This window comes from Microcoleus sp. B3-D2, from assembly GCF_036705345.1.
In the GTDB taxonomy this organism is placed as follows: domain Bacteria; phylum Cyanobacteriota; class Cyanobacteriia; order Cyanobacteriales; family Microcoleaceae; genus Microcoleus.
This window is the reverse complement of the sequence record NZ_JAUBUG010000110.1, coordinates 1-14,676: the sequence shown is the minus strand read 5'-3', so window position 1 is coordinate 14,676 and position 14,676 is coordinate 1. Positions and strand designations below refer to the sequence as shown.

Sequence of the window (14,676 nt, the reverse complement as noted above, 5' to 3'; positions counted from 1 at the left end):
GCACTTTATTCTCGCTCGCGCGCTCGAAACCTTTCGCGACGCAATATGCACTCGATTATTCAGCAAGCCCTATGTAGGCATTTGTTGTAAATATCAACAATAATGTTCACATGAGACAGAGAAGCTTGAAATTTTGACGTGACGATATCAACCCTGTAATCGTATACAACTTTTTCATCTCTTCCAAGTCTTGCCTTCAAACCAGGGTAGCTAATGTAAATTTCAGAACCATTAGAGCAAGTGTAGATTAAATCTCTATGTACATGGCGTAAACGTTTCTGAATTAAGCCCCGATAATCTATAGCTTCAAACCACTCCTGAAGATTTTGTTCTGCCTCATGGTAATTCATCTAATAATACTCCTGAATCACTAAAATAATCAGTTTAGCATTTACATTTACGTCCCAGTCACAATACAATTTTAATCAACACTAACCTGCTTTTGCCGCCCAAGAACGAACAGTTAATATTTCATCAGGACGTAAAACTTCTAAAGTAGAAATTGGAACAGCGATAACTGTAAGAGAATCACCAACAGCATTAAATACTTCCAACAGATAGCCCTCTTCACCACCACTAGGATGATCAAAAAAATCAACCAATGTTACAAGATCTCCTGCTAGAAGTTGATATTCTGATGGTAAGTCACGGGTTCAAGCAACTTCCTGATATAGCTCTAGGGTGATGTCAAGTCTCCCCTATTTCTACCAAATGTACTGTTACAAACCGATAAAACACTGAACAATTGAGGGATAGGCGTTGTGGGTCTAACCAAGCATTCACCTACAAATGCAGACTCAACACCTGAGAAAACCCCAAACTACCACATATTTTGTGTCCAGGCAAGTTATAATCAAGAAAAACATAACAATTTTTCCGATCGGTTGGTCGTAATGCCCTACTACACTCAAACCCAATTTTAAGGACTGAAGTCCTTACTACAAACTTAAATTTGTCAAGTCTCTTACCCAACAAAAAAACCGGGCGGGCACGGGGGCACCGCCCCTACACCGTCCGGGTTTCTAGATGAGTGAAAACTAAACTAAACTCACGTTGTCTTCTTCTTAGTCTTTGTCGCAGTCGCCGTCTTCTTAGCAGTGGTTTTCTTCGCCGCAGTCGTCGTCTTCTTAGCAGTAGTTTTCTTCGCCGCAGTCTTCTCAGTTGCAGTCTCAGACTTCGCCGCCGCAGTCTTAGTAGACTTCTTCGACTTGCTGCTAGATTTTCCGCCGCCTGCTGCTTCCTTGGTTGCTAACAATTCCAGTGCTCTTTGTAATGTGAAATTCTCCACAGATTCATCCTTCGACAAAGAAGCATTGATATCGCCGTGTTTCACGTAGGGGCCGTAACGGCCATCGTAAACATTGATCAATTCTCCCGACTCTGGATGCGCGCCCAATTCCTTTAAAGGTGTGGCTGATTTGCTGCGGCCGCGGGCAGCTTTCGGCTGCGATAATAACTCTAAAGCCCGATCGAGCGTTATCGTCAAAACATCATCCGGCGGTTTGATCGATCGATAATCTTTCCCCACCTTACCTTGGTCATGCACCACATAAGGGCCGTACATCCCCAAATTAGCTTGCACCTTCGCCCCCGTCTCCGGGTGAGTGCCCAACAACCGGGGTAAAGTCAACAAACTCACCGCCATATCCAGCGTCACGCTATCCTTATCCGTCCCCTTCGGTAAAGAAGCCCGCTTCGGTTTCTTGTTCGTTTCCGACACTTCCCCTAACTGAACGTATGGCCCGTAACTGCCAATCAGCACATAAATCGGTTCCCCGGTTTCCGGGTGAAGACCCAATTTTTCCGGGCCTTCGGTTTTTTGCTTTAACAGAAACTCCACTTGTTCCGGGTCTAAATCTGCCGGCGTCAAATCTTGGGGAATCGATGCTTTTACCAAGCCTTCTTCGCTTTCAGATTCCAGATAGGCGCCGAATTTGCCGATGCAAACTTTGGCGGAGAGATTCTCCAATACCACAGTTCGGGCAACTTTCGCATCAATCTGACTTTCCTGTTCTTTCACTTGGGTTGCGAGCCCGGTTTCCCCTGTATAAAACTTTTGCAAATACGGCAGCCATTTCGCCTCGCCGGTGGCAATTTCATCGAGGGTTTGTTCCATTCGGGAAGTAAAACCGGTGTCTACTAAATCGGGAAAATGTGTTTCCAATAAAGTCGTGACGGCGAAAGCGGTGAAGGTCGGAATTAGGGCATTAGCTATTAATTTGGCATATCCGCGATCGACAATTGTACCGATAATACTCGCATAGGTACTCGGACGGCCCACACCTTCGCTTTCGAGCATTTTGACCAGAGAAGCTTCCGTGTAGCGGGCGGGAGGTTGAGTTTCGTGGCCAACTGCCCCTAAATCCTTACAATTAGGTTTATCCCCCACCTTCAGCGCCGGCAAAATCACCTCTTGGTCTTCCAACGCCGCATTCGGATCGTCGGAACCTTCCACGTAGGCCCGCAAAAAGCCTGGAAAATCAATGCGTTTACCGCTGGAACGGAAACCGGCATCTTCTACCTGAGTTTGTACCGTAACGTGAGTTTGGCGGGAATCCGCCATTTGAGAAGCGACAGTCCGCTTCCAAATCAAATCATAGAGGCGGAAATCAATCCCATCTAATCCGGTTTGCTGCGGAGTCCGAAAAGTGCTGCCGGCGGGACGGATAGCTTCGTGGGCTTCCTGGGCGCCTTTGCTTTTGGTGGTGTATTTGCGCGGTTCGGGGCTGAGGTATTCGCTGCCGTAAAGTTCTTGCACGCAACTGCGCGCCGCTGTGATCGCCTGTTCGGACAAATGCACCGAATCCGTCCGCATATAGGTGATAAAACCGCGTTCGTAGAGACTTTGGGCAATTCGCATAGTTTCCCGCGCACCCAGCCGCAGCTTACGGTTAGCTTCCTGCTGCAAAGTTGAGGTCGTAAACGGTGGCGAGGGTTTACGGGTGACTGGCCGTTCTTCGAGATTGGTGACAGTCCAAGGTTTGTTTTGAATGCGTGAGAGTAAAGCCCGCGCCTGTTGTTCGTTCAGCAAAAGTACACGGCGGCCGGCGATAATTTGCCCGGTATTTTCATCAAAATCGCTGCCGTTTGCAACTTTCACATTGCCGACAGTCACGAGTTTGGCATCAAAGGAAATCTTGCCCTTTTCCAAAAGGGCTTTTAAATCCCAGTAACTACCTTGGCGGAAAGCGCGGCGTTCCCGTTCCCGCCGCACCAAAAGGCGTACAGCCACTGACTGCACTCTACCGGCGGACAAACCCCAAGCGATTTTTTTCCACAGTAGCGGAGAGAGTGTGTAACCGACGAGTCGATCGAGAATTCGGCGAGTTTCTTGGGCTTGTACAACTCGATTGTCGATATCGCGGCAGTGAGTTAAGGCGTCGCGGATAGCTTCGCGGGTGATTTCGTGAAACACCATCCGCTTGATGGGCACTTTGGGTTTGAGGATTTGCAGCAAATGCCAGGAAATGCTTTCGCCTTCCCGGTCTTCGTCAGTGGCTAGAATCAGTTCTGTGGCGTCTTTGAGGGCGTCTTTGAGTTCTTTAACAATTTTCTTTTTATCTTTCGGGATGACGTAGAGGGGTTCAAAGTCTGCTTCCACGTTTACGCCCAGTTGCGCCCATTTTTCTCCTTTAACGGCTTCTGGTATTTCTTCGGCGGAGGATGGTAGGTCGCGGACATGGCCCATCGATGCCTCTACACGGTAGGTGGAGGGCAGGAAGTTGCGGATGGTGCGGGCTTTGGTCGGAGATTCGACGATGACTAAGGTTGACATGGCATCTTTTAAATATGGATGGCAGCGCAGCTAGAGGGTCTAAGTTAGAGAGTTTAGGTCAGATGTCAAGGCTTCTTTCAACTTTGGGCGATTATTTTCAAACTACCTTAATTTTTAAGTTACTGCCGATCGGGTGGCAGGTGACAATGTGATGGGATTTTACTGCTGTGGGGGCAGAGGCTGCGAATCGCGTCTCTACAAGATGCACTCCTTGGATGACCTGACTTTAGCAGAATTGTCGGTAACTGGATGTTGAGACTGCAGGATGCGGGCGGATGGTTCCTCAATCTAGTTGTAACTTGAAGCTTGGGGAAAGTTGGGGCGATCGATTTTAGATTTTAGATTTTAGATTTTAGATTGGGAAAGATTTACTGACTAGAGGTTTGGGACTATCGATTTTAGATTTTAGATTTTAGATTTTAGATTGGGAAAGATTTACTGACTAGAGGTTTGGGACTTTGGTACAGTACGCTGTGCAGCATAAGCGTGGCGATCGCAAAAAAAGCAATCACAGAGGATTAAAATTACTGGAGCGATCGATGGAGTCTATGAACAATGCTATGACATTTGAATTCGACCATCTTTTCATCTTTACTGATATTGGTGCTTCGGAAGCTAATCGTTTATCATCCTTCGGTTTAGTGGAGGGTGGATCTCGCATTCATCGCGGACAAGGTACTGCCAATCGCTGTTTCTTTTTCCATAACGCAATGTTGGAATTGTTATGGATTCACGATCCAGAAGAAGCTAAGTCTGAGCCAATTCATCGGACTCGTCTTTGGGAGCGATCGACAAATCGGAATAATGGTGCGTGTCCATTTGCCATCTGTTTGCGTCCAGCCAAAGGTTCTGAAGACACAGTTGCATTTTCTAGTTGGGCATATCGTCCACCTTATTTATCTGAAACGATGAGTATCGCAGTAGGAACAAATAGTGATGTTTTGACTGAGCCCATGCTTTTCCAAATTTCCTTTGGTAAACGTCCAGATCAATACTCGGCCCAGAAGTCACAGCCTTTGGAGCATGGTGTTGGTTTACGTGAAATTACTCGCGTAGAATTAGTCAGTCCTGCTGCCAATAATCCGTCACCAGAACTTCAAGCAGTGCTTGAGACAAATCAGCTAAAGTTACGGATAGGAACCGAGTATTTGGTGGAGCTGGGTTTTGATGGAGAATTGCAGGGACAACAGGTAGATTTCCGACCAGGATTGCCGCTTATTATCAGTTGGTAATCTAAAACCGTAAAACAATTAATAATATGACTTCAGTATCGAACGAGCTGCGAGCGTTCGTACAGAACGCGGACTGACAAGTTCAAACAGATTAAAGGCAATTGAGAACTTTCCAGGTTTACTGAGTAAACTAGAGATATACTAACCCCCAATTTATTGAGGACTGGAAAATGGAGACAATTACTGACCTGCCTGGGTATCGCATAACAGAACAACTAGCAACAATTTGGGAGATAAGTAGGTACGCGCTGTAAAACGCAATTCTGTAAACGATTGTAAAGTATCCTTAGCCCTAAGCGTGGCTAAGTCAGCCCTGTTTACATACTGTTACATAGATCAGTTTAATTCCGCCTACCTACTTACGCTAGATTTAACTACTGTGATGAAAGCTTCGCAAGCGATTTCGGGTGAAATATTTTTGAGTAGGCTGCAGGAAAGATTGATGAAAATTGCTATCAAAAATGCGGGGACCCAAAAAGGTTTTTTGATTTTAGAAAAAGCGGGAAACAGGGCGCTAGAAGCGGAAGGTTCGGTGAAGGAGGATGCAGTTAGCGTGCTTGCAAGTGCGATCGCCAACTACGTCATCCGCACCCAGGGAAATGTGATGTTAAATAACGCCACCCAAGAGGGACAATTTACCTGCGCTCCTTATATTGCATCCACTCAACCGAAATCGCTTCTCTGCACTCCTCTGCTGCACCAAGGCAAGCTAGCAGGCATTCTTTACCTGGAAAATAACCTGACTTAACGGGCTTTGACTACAGATAGCCTATAGCGGTTAAAAGTGTTATCTCCCCAAATTGCCATCTCCATTGAAAATGCCCAACGATATGACCAATTAGGGGGCTACTCGCGAACGCTGGAACGTAAGGTTATAGAAAGAACTCAAGAATTGCAACAGGAAATTGCTCTCAGAATGCAGACAGAAAGAGCTTTGGGCCAGTCGGAGGAAAAGTTTTCTAAAGCCTTTGGTTCCAGTCTTAACCCGATCGCGATCGTCCGGTGAAAGCCGGCATCGTTTATATGCTCAAACTCGTCCTGTTGGTAGAGGACAAAATCCACGCCCGCAACACTAGAAGAAGTCTGGAATCTAACAGCGATCTCATTTTACATTTAATTAACATGAAATCACAGTATCGATCGTCAACCAGTCTAATCCTGCTCATCCTGCTCATCCTGAGTTATGCAGGTAACTACTTTAGCATTGCGATAATTTTCCATCTAGACTGGCTATTTGGCAGTGTGTTTACCATGTTGGTTGTGAGACTGTACGGATGGGGCTGGGGGACGCTCGCAGGGGCGATCGCGGGTTCCCACACAATCCTATTATGGAAACATCCCTATGGCTTTATCCTGTTTACCCTAGAAGCATTTTTTGTCGGCTGGGGATTGCGACGGCGCAGCAATAACTTACTTCTGCTCGACGTGATTTATTGGGGATTAATTGGGTTTCCCTTGTTGTGGTTACTATATGCTGGCGTTGGCAAGATTGAACCCAGTTTGGTGCTATTTATGTCACTAAAAAACCCAGTCAATCTAATTTGTAACGCCTTAGTAGCAAGTTTAATTCTAAATCATACCCCCATTGCTCAGTGGAGCGGTCGTTCCCCAGCAACGAAAATCATGAGTTTTGAGCAAACTCTCTTGAATTTGTTCGTTACTTTTGTGTTTATCCCAACTGTCATCCTGACGATTTGGAACTGCGATGGGGCTACCGCTCAGCAAGAACGTTATATCTTAGCAAATTTAAACTCTACCACCAAAAGTATAAGCAGAGAACTGCGGAACTGGCAGCAGCGTAGCCAAAACATGATGGCCGAACTGGCCGTCATTGCCAAGAATAGCAATTTGTCTCCATCAAATGCCCTCCAAAAATCCACTGAGTTAGTCGAGCAAGCCTTTCCAGAATTCCGCAATATTTACATCACTGATACTCAAGGAAAAATCATTGTATCAGCTATTTCCACAACTTCGATCGAGCTGGAACGATTAAAATACAATTCGTTTCTGATGGAGAAGCAGCCCAAACTTTCTGATAGTATATTGCTCGATCGCACTAACTTCTCTAGCATGATTCAAAGCGTTCCGATCTGGGAGGACGATCGTCTGGTGGGTCAGGTATTGGCAGAAATTGATGTTAATGCACTCGATCGCTGGTTAACCCAGAATTATCCAGCCTCCACAGATCTGATTACCGTGCTGAATTCGCAGCAGCAAGTGATTCTCAGCACTCGTCAGGATCTCAAGTTATTACAACCATTCGATCACAATGACAATGGCAAAATACAGCAAGTAGATGACACCACCCACCGTTGGATTCCCATTGTTCAAAATATGCCGAAGGCGGTACGCTGGCGAAAATCGTTCTATGTTCAGAAAGCAACGATCGGTGATAATTTTCCCTGGCAATTAGTCGTCGAAATGGCTAGTGCTCCCCATCTAGTTCTCTTAAATAGACTTTATACAAATAGTTTTGCAGTCTTGACGGCGATCGCGATGTTGACACCCCTGCTGACTAAACTTATCAGCCACCGTCTAATTCAACCTTTACAGCAACTGACTAACTTTACCACCAATTTACCAAATAAGCTGATTGAACGTAAAGAATTACAATTACCCATCAGCCGAGTAACCGAAATCAATGTCCTGACAAACAACTTCCAAATCATGGCAGGTGCTCTCCAGGAGAAGTTCCAAGAAATTCACTATGCCAGCCAAGAAATTCAACAAGCCAAAGAAATAGCAGATGCCGCTAACAAGGCTAAAAGCGAATTTTTATCAAAAATGAGTCACGAATTGCGGACTCCCCTCAATGCAATTCTCGGCTTTACCCAAGTGCTGGGACGCGACTCATCCCTTTCTCACATACAGCAGGGACAGATCGGCATCATTAGTCGTTCTGGCGAGCATTTGCTGACGCTGATTAATGACGTGCTGGAAATGTCTAAAATCGAGGCAGGTCGGATTACCTTAAATCCTACTAGCTTTGACTTGTATCATTTGCTCCATTCTCTCGAAGACATGCTCAAGCTCAAAGCTGATTCAAAAGGTTTAGCACTTAGCTTACACATCAATTCTAATATTCCTCAGTATGTAAAAACTGACGAAAGTAAATTGCGTCAAGTCTTAATTAATCTGCTAGGAAATGCGATCAAGTTTACTACCAAGGGAAGTGTGACACTTCGGGTTGCAGCAATTAGTGCGAAACAAAAGTCCCCAACAGACAACGAACCACGGACTATTACGTTTGAAGTGGAAGACACTGGTTATGGCATTGCTCCTACTGAAATAGATTCTTTATTTGAGGCTTTTGTACAAACTGATGCGGGTCGAAAATCTCAAGAAGGAACTGGCTTGGGTTTACCCATCAGCCGACAATTCGTACAACTGATGGGAGGAGACATTACCGTCAGCAGTACCTTGAATCGAGGAACAATTTTTAGTTTTAATATCCAAATTAGCTCCCCTGAGATGGCTGAAGTTCAACCTCGACAATCAAGAAGGCGGGTAATTGGTTTAGAACCCAACCAACCCTCATATCGCATCTTGGTGGTTGATGATAAATGGGAGAGCCGTTTGCTATTGGTTCATCTTCTCGAACCGCTTGGCTTGGACGTGCGCGAAGCGGAAAATGGTCAAGAAGCTATTAGAATCTGGGAAGCTTGGAAACCTCACCTAATTTGGATGGATATGCAAATGCCTGTGATAGACGGGTATGAAGCCACCAGACAAATTAAAGCCAAGATTCAAGATGAGGCTACCCCGATTGTTGCGTTGACCGCTAGCGCTTTTGACGAAGAGCGAGCCATTGTTTTATCATCAGGCTGTGACGATTTTGTGAGCAAGCCTTTCCAAGAAGAAGTTATTTTTGCCAAAATGGCTGAACATTTAGGGGTACAGTATATCTATGAAGATTTACCGAACTTTACATTATCTCAGCTTGAGGGCCAAGACTTGAGTGTCAAACAAGAGGAAAAAAGTGAAAATTTAAGGACAACTTTGGCGACACTGCCTGCGGAGTGGGTGATACAGTTACATCAAGCAGCTATCGATGCTGATGCAGAGCAGATTTTAAGTTTGGTCGCCGCAATCCCCGAATCTAATACTTCTTTTGCGGAGACCATCGCTGATTGGGCTAACAACTTTCGTTTTGATAAAATTACTAACTTAACTGAAAAAATTATTCCATGAGCAGTCATCAATTAGAATCTCATGTTGCCAATCTTTTAGTGGTTGACGATACCCCAGACAACCTGCGTCTTTTATCCACTATGCTGAGCGACAAAGGATATAAAGTTCGGGGCGTAATAAACGGGGAAATGGCCTTAAAAGCAGCGCGTTCAACCCCACCCGATTTGATTTTGCTGGACATCACGATGCCCCAGATGAATGGCTACGAAGTTTGCCAACACCTAAAAGCGGATTGCATAACTTCGGGTATTCCAGTTATTTTCTTGAGCGCCCTAGATCAAGTGTTGGATAAAGTCAAAGCATTTGCTGTTGGAGGAGTAGACTACATCACCAAGCCATTTCATTTAGAAGAAGTTTTAGCTCGTGTCGAAAATCAACTCGCTCTTCAGCGTTTGCAAAAAAAATTGCACGAGCAAAATGCGCGATTGCAGGAGTCCGAGGCTAAGGAGCGAGAGAAATCCCAACAACTAGAGCAGGCTCTACAACAGTTACAACAGGCACAAGCTCAACTCATCCAAAGCGAGAAAATGTCAAGTTTGGGGAATGTTGTAGCAGGGGTAGCTCACGAAATTAACAATCCGATTAGTTTCATTAAAGGGAACCTCTCGCCCGTAAGGGAGTACACTGAAGATTTGCTGAGGCTGGTGCAACTCTATGAAGAAGATTTGCCCAATCCCACACAAGCTATTCAGGAACAACTGGAGGCTATGGATCTCACTTTTCTCAGGAATGACTTGCCGAAGTTAATTGCTTCTATGAGCATAGGAGCTGACCGAATCGGAGAAATAGTGCACTCGCTGCGGAATTTTTCCCGACTCGATCAAGCTGAGTTGAAAGCGGTGGATATTCATGAAGGAATTGAAAGTACGCTGATGATTTTGCAGCATAGGCTGAAAGATGAAGCAGACCAAACGATAATTAAAGTGGTCAAAGAGTATGAGGATCTGCCAAAGATAGAATGCTACGCAGGGCAAATTAATCAGGTTTTTATGAATGTTCTGACTAATGCGATTGAGGCGTTGCAATCCCAAAAACGTTGGGCAAATGATCTAGATGATAGCAGCCCAATTCCTACTATTACTATTTGCACGAAATTACTCTCCAACTTTCAAGTGGGTATTTATATTACTGATAATGGGCCCGGCATAACCGAAGATATTCAACAACGCATATTTGACCCCTTTTTTACAACGAAGGAAGTGGGCAAAGGAAAGGGTTTGGGGTTATCGATTAGCTATGCTATCGTAGTGGGCGATCACGGCGGGCAACTCCGCTGTCTTTCGGTACCGGCTCAAGGGGCGACATTAGCCATCGAAATTCCGATTCACGTAAAGATTCAGCTCAGGTGAAAAGCAGTAAAACCTATACCGTGTAACCATTTGATCGAATAACGATTCTTATTAAGAAACCATGAAAGCTTTTATTGTAATTGCTCAACTAGGGCAAAAAAGGGAGCGATCAGTAGAGAGAGCTTGTTGAATAGATTGATAAGCCGTCAAGCCCTGACGCTTGCCAGTATTAACAACTGAACGAACAGCAGCAAACAAATCTCGCCCCCATTCCGAACGGAAGCCATTAGTCACACGGCGAAATATTACACTCATCCGAATCGCCTGTTCACTACTATTATTCGTGGGTGGAATTGTCGCATCTTCCAGAAATAGAAATAAATTGTCAATTAGCCCACCATAGCGTTTTCGTAACCGGATACCATCCGGATGGTGTGGCGCTAAATTCAAAATCCCCGTTAATCTTTCCTGTAAATTTTCTCGATATCGATTGAGTCTGGCATCGTCGATTTTTTCTCGTCGTCGATGGATGATAAAAGCCCTTAATAATAACCTCTTCATCCCTGGGGCAAAAATCCTGTCCCCAGCGTCAATTGCATATTGGCAATCGCGCAGTTGATGAGCCAAACACACTTGCCATTGTGGTGCGGGGTGATTTTTTTGAGCGCTAAATAAGTCTGACACCCAGATATCAGGACGATGTTCTCCTAGAACTTCGTTAATTACTCCAGTGCCTCGACTCGGACGGATGACGTGTAAACAAACATCCTGGTTCTGAAACACCCACTCCCACTGATTCTGTCCATTAACTCTGGCACTGGTTTCATCTGAACAAATTAATTTTGCCCGCTGCAACCGATGGAGTATTTGAGTTACTTGGTCATCTAAACTCGTTTTGACTTTCTTTAATAGGTTGGCGATTGCTCCTTCTGATATCTTAAGTCCAAAGACAGATGCCAATATGGACGATAGCCGTTCGTAACTGATGGCATGAGTGTAACGGAGATATGTGACTAAGCTTTGAATAGAACTGCCAAACGGTGAGCCTGGTTCCATTCCTAATGGTACAGGTGCAACATATTCGGTGTGACAGCAGGCACACTGACCACCATAACGTTCGATTCGGGTGATGATGGGACGAATTGGTGGTAGTTCGATTTTTTCGTAGACCGATTGCAATTTTTGGGCAGCAGTGGTGACTTTCTCTCCACACTGGGGGCAATTTTTGAGTTGGGCGATGATTGTTTGGTCGGGATCAGGATGTAGTTCTCTTCCTCCTCCTGCTCTTCCTACGCTCCCGGCTCTTTTTACCCCCTCAATTTTCGATTGCTTAATGTTGGGCTTGAATCCCTTCGACGGCGGAGTGCTAGAATTTTTGCTGGTTTTGGTGGGAACTTTATTTGGTTTTGCTTCCCCTGTAGTGGCTAAAGCGGCGGTGAGTTTTTGGATTTCTTGCCATAGCTCTACTATCAAGGCTTCTTTCGCCTCGTTCGATAGTTGCTTTAAGTCGGGGAGTTTTTCCATTCCTTGATCTAATGTCTATCTCGTCTTCTTGTCAAGGGGGTTGAGCAATTACCTTTTATTTTCGTACCTCTTGAGAATTAAGCTGTTGATTTAGCGAATGCTTGAATTCTATAAGTCCTTCTTTGACTACGTTTTAGATACCTGAATCCTTACGATTCACCACTCTAGGAAATGTTTTACTAAAGAAGATTTGGTCGGGTTATAAGCCACACTAAAATCCAAGTAGTCAAAAAGGGTGTAAAATCAGGAAGCGTGTTTATTTATGAGTCAGTTGATTGGCAATTTTTACACAAATTTCTATTAATCACAAGCTGATACTTTTAGTCACAGAGTCCGAAACCTTTTCCGGCAACGCTCCTTAAATTACCAACGGTCGCCGACTTGCTTTTTTTTCACTAGCTTATGCACGCACTCTCAAACCCAAAATAATGATGAATTTCCACCCTCATTTTTTTTCGGCAAAAACCCTAGCAATTGTTTGTGCAATTGCTGCGTTTGTTGTCCTTGCTAGCAAAGTCTTTGCCACAACAATCGATTATGCACCGCCATTTAAAGAAACCAGCTTTTACAGTACGACGATATCTGCTAATAAGGATTTAGCTGACATTTATTATCCTAAACCCTCCGATCTTAATTCGGGTAATTACTCTTTCCCCATTGTACTTTTATTGCAAGGTGCGCTTGTAGATAAATCATTTTATTCAGATTACGCTAGCCACGTGGCGCAGTACGGCTTTGTGGTAGTTGTTCCGAACCATTTGCGCCCTTCGCCCTTTAATCCCACTTCACCGCCTAGCTTGGTGGCAGAAACTTCGCAAATAGCGGCGGTTTTGTCGCAAATGGCGATCGAAAGCACAAACCCCACATCTCCGATCGCGTCTGTTATCGATACGCAGCGCCTTGGTTTATTGGGTCATTCTTTTGGTGGTGCAGTGGGGTTATCAGTGATTGCTAACAAATGTCTCCCAGAATTGTATTTGTGTCAAGAGCCATTTACGCGCCCGAAAGAACTATTAGCGGGTGCATTTTTTGGAGCTAACTTGCGGAATTCCATTGCTAATGAATAGACATCTCCAAAATAGTAACATTATGTGGTAAAAGAACATAAGAGACCTTTTTTTACACAGAAAGATGAGCGACATCCTGAATCATATTGAAGAAAATCATAAAGAAACACAGCGATTAATTGGTCTGGCCTATGAAGAGTTACAACAATTGCTCCAAAATGCCGAAGGATTACATCATGAAAAACAAGCTTTACTAGAAGCAAAGAAAGTGAGAATTATTGCTAGAGGAGGAGGTCGGAAACCGAAACTATCTCTTCCCGAACAAATAATTTTAACCTTGGTCTATCTGAGGCATATGACAACATTTCAACTTCTGGGCATCCAGTTGGGAGTAAGTGAGTCTACAGCAGCTAATGATACATTTAACTATTGGTTGCCGCACCTGCGAGAACTGCTACCATCTAGCTTGCTGGAACAAGTAAAAAAAAACGCTGCTGACCATGCAATAGTTAAGGAAATACTCACAGAATATGAATTAATAGTAGATACCTACGAACAAGTCAGAGAGAGACCTGGAGATAAGGATGAACAAGAAAAATACTTTTCAGGCAAGAAGAGTAATCATACATTCAAAAGTCAAATAATTATCATGCCCGATGGTAGAGATATAGTTGATGTTGTGGCAGGGGAACCTGGACCTAAAAGCGATATAACCTTATTCCGGGAATATCGCTCCGAGTTTGACCCTCAACAAAGATTTAAGGGAGATAAAGCTTACGTGGGAGAAGATTTAATAACAACTCCCATTAAAAAACCCAGAAACCGAGAATTAACAACTGAACAAAAAGAACAAAACAAAGCGTTTTAGGCTCGCCGGATTTTTTTGGAACATCGAATTAGAACGGTCAAGATATTTCGAGTTGCCCAAGAAAGATTTAGATTAAACCCCCACAAATATGAGCAAGTAATTTTAACGATTTGTGGAATAGTAAGGTTGCGAATAGGAGCCTTAATATTACCATTAGGAAAAGCGGGAAAATGGTCAAATTAAAATTTACATAGCTTACTCAATATTTTGGCATAGTTATTAAGAATAAATATCTCAAAGTCTGGTTTCATCGTACACACTAGCTAATTTAGGATGATTACATTTACGTCCTAGAAATTAACTACACAGAGGCTTTGAGTGTTTTCGGAGATGTCTAATTTGTACCCATCGCTAATGATGGCATTGCAGTGGCGTTGATTCAAGGCGATATCGATAGTGTCGCCCTGCCCGATCGCTCTCAAAGCACCTTTGATAACATTCAAACACCACCCAAAGCTTTGATTACTGTTATGGGTGCAAATCACTTCGGCATTACCGATCTTAATAACCCCCCTGGTGCGAACCCCGATCGCAATACTGCTACCTTAGAGCGAGCCGTGGGTATTGAAACGATCGCCCGTTGGAGCGCCCTGTTTTTGCGTGCAAATATGCTTAATGATCGAGGTGCATTTGATTATATTTACTCTCAAGGTGACGCCCTCGATCCGAATGTCCGTATTACCACCGTTGCAGTTCCCAAACCATCTTCTAAGTAGGGCTTGCTGAATAATCGAGTGCATATTGCGTCGCGAAAGGTTTCGAGCGCGCGAGCGAGAATAAAGTGCAAGAT

11 protein-coding genes are annotated in these 14,676 nt (G+C 44.3%); 8 read left to right on the top strand and 3 right to left on the bottom strand.

What is annotated here, in order from left to right:
* Positions 1 to 431 precede the first annotated feature (431 nt).
* Entirely contained in the window at positions 432 to 602 is a 171-nt protein-coding gene (locus QUB14_RS26770) for a hypothetical protein (protein WP_333220987.1), read from the bottom strand.
* Positions 603 to 1,048: 446 nt separating this feature from the next.
* The gene (gene topA, locus QUB14_RS26765; protein WP_333220985.1) at positions 1,049 to 3,775 is read right to left on the bottom strand and encodes a type I DNA topoisomerase; all 2,727 of its coding nucleotides are present in this window, start codon (positions 3,773 to 3,775) and stop codon (positions 1,049 to 1,051) included.
* Positions 3,776 to 4,233: 458 nt separating this feature from the next.
* On the opposite strand from topA, the gene QUB14_RS26760 reads away from it, so the two are divergent.
* The 5 genes from QUB14_RS26760 to QUB14_RS26740 all read left to right on the top strand — a co-directional run bounded on the left by QUB14_RS26760 (position 4,234) and on the right by QUB14_RS26740 (position 10,547).
* Positions 4,234 to 5,007, top strand: a complete 774-nt coding sequence (locus QUB14_RS26760) for a VOC family protein (RefSeq protein WP_333220984.1) — start codon at positions 4,234 to 4,236, stop codon at positions 5,005 to 5,007.
* Positions 5,008 to 5,389: 382 nt separating this feature from the next.
* Positions 5,390 to 5,755, top strand: a complete 366-nt coding sequence (locus QUB14_RS26755; protein WP_333220982.1) for a GAF domain-containing protein — start codon at positions 5,390 to 5,392, stop codon at positions 5,753 to 5,755.
* Between the two features lie 36 nt (positions 5,756 to 5,791).
* The gene (locus tag QUB14_RS26750; protein WP_333220980.1) at positions 5,792 to 6,013 is read left to right on the top strand and encodes a hypothetical protein; all 222 of its coding nucleotides are present in this window, start codon (positions 5,792 to 5,794) and stop codon (positions 6,011 to 6,013) included.
* The gene (locus tag QUB14_RS26745) at positions 6,010 to 9,198 is read left to right on the top strand and encodes an ATP-binding protein (protein WP_333220978.1); all 3,189 of its coding nucleotides are present in this window, start codon (positions 6,010 to 6,012) and stop codon (positions 9,196 to 9,198) included. The genes QUB14_RS26750 and QUB14_RS26745 overlap by 4 nt, the downstream gene beginning before the upstream one ends.
* The gene (locus QUB14_RS26740) at positions 9,195 to 10,547 is read left to right on the top strand and encodes a response regulator (RefSeq protein ID WP_333220976.1); all 1,353 of its coding nucleotides are present in this window, start codon (positions 9,195 to 9,197) and stop codon (positions 10,545 to 10,547) included. The genes QUB14_RS26745 and QUB14_RS26740 overlap by 4 nt, the downstream gene beginning before the upstream one ends.
* Before the next feature lie 84 nt (positions 10,548 to 10,631).
* On the opposite strand, the gene tnpC is transcribed toward QUB14_RS26740, so the two are convergent.
* Positions 10,632 to 12,011, bottom strand: a complete 1,380-nt coding sequence (gene tnpC, locus QUB14_RS26735) for an IS66 family transposase (protein WP_333220974.1) — start codon at positions 12,009 to 12,011, stop codon at positions 10,632 to 10,634.
* A gap of 428 nt (positions 12,012 to 12,439) precedes the next feature.
* Here tnpC and QUB14_RS26730 point away from each other — a divergent pair, with 428 nt between their 5' ends.
* From QUB14_RS26730 to QUB14_RS26720, 3 genes are all read left to right on the top strand, one after another.
* Positions 12,440 to 13,078 (top strand): poly(ethylene terephthalate) hydrolase family protein, encoded by a 639-nt coding sequence (locus QUB14_RS26730; protein WP_333220972.1) that lies wholly within the window; start codon positions 12,440 to 12,442, stop codon positions 13,076 to 13,078.
* A 64-nt stretch (positions 13,079 to 13,142) separates the two neighbouring features.
* Complete coding sequence (locus QUB14_RS26725) at positions 13,143 to 13,886, top strand: transposase family protein (RefSeq protein WP_333220970.1); 744 nt, start codon at positions 13,143 to 13,145, stop codon at positions 13,884 to 13,886.
* 368 nt (positions 13,887 to 14,254) lie between these two features.
* Positions 14,255 to 14,602: a hypothetical protein gene (locus QUB14_RS26720; protein WP_333220968.1), complete on the top strand. Its 348-nt coding sequence runs from the start codon at positions 14,255 to 14,257 to the stop codon at positions 14,600 to 14,602.
* Positions 14,603 to 14,676 lie beyond the last annotated feature (74 nt).

Excerpts from the sequence above, each read along its gene's own strand:
- topA (WP_333220985.1), bottom strand. The coding sequence starts at position 3,775 with ATGTCAACCTTAGTCATCGTCGAATCTCCGACCAAAGCCCGCACCATC.
- QUB14_RS26755 (WP_333220982.1), top strand. The coding sequence starts at position 5,390 with ATGAAAGCTTCGCAAGCGATTTCGGGTGAAATATTTTTGAGTAGGCTG.
- QUB14_RS26740 (WP_333220976.1), top strand. The coding sequence starts at position 9,195 with ATGAGCAGTCATCAATTAGAATCTCATGTTGCCAATCTTTTAGTGGTT.
- tnpC (WP_333220974.1), bottom strand. The coding sequence starts at position 12,011 with ATGGAAAAACTCCCCGACTTAAAGCAACTATCGAACGAGGCGAAAGAA.
- QUB14_RS26730 (WP_333220972.1), top strand. The coding sequence starts at position 12,440 with ATGATGAATTTCCACCCTCATTTTTTTTCGGCAAAAACCCTAGCAATT.
- QUB14_RS26725 (WP_333220970.1), top strand. The coding sequence starts at position 13,143 with ATGAGCGACATCCTGAATCATATTGAAGAAAATCATAAAGAAACACAG.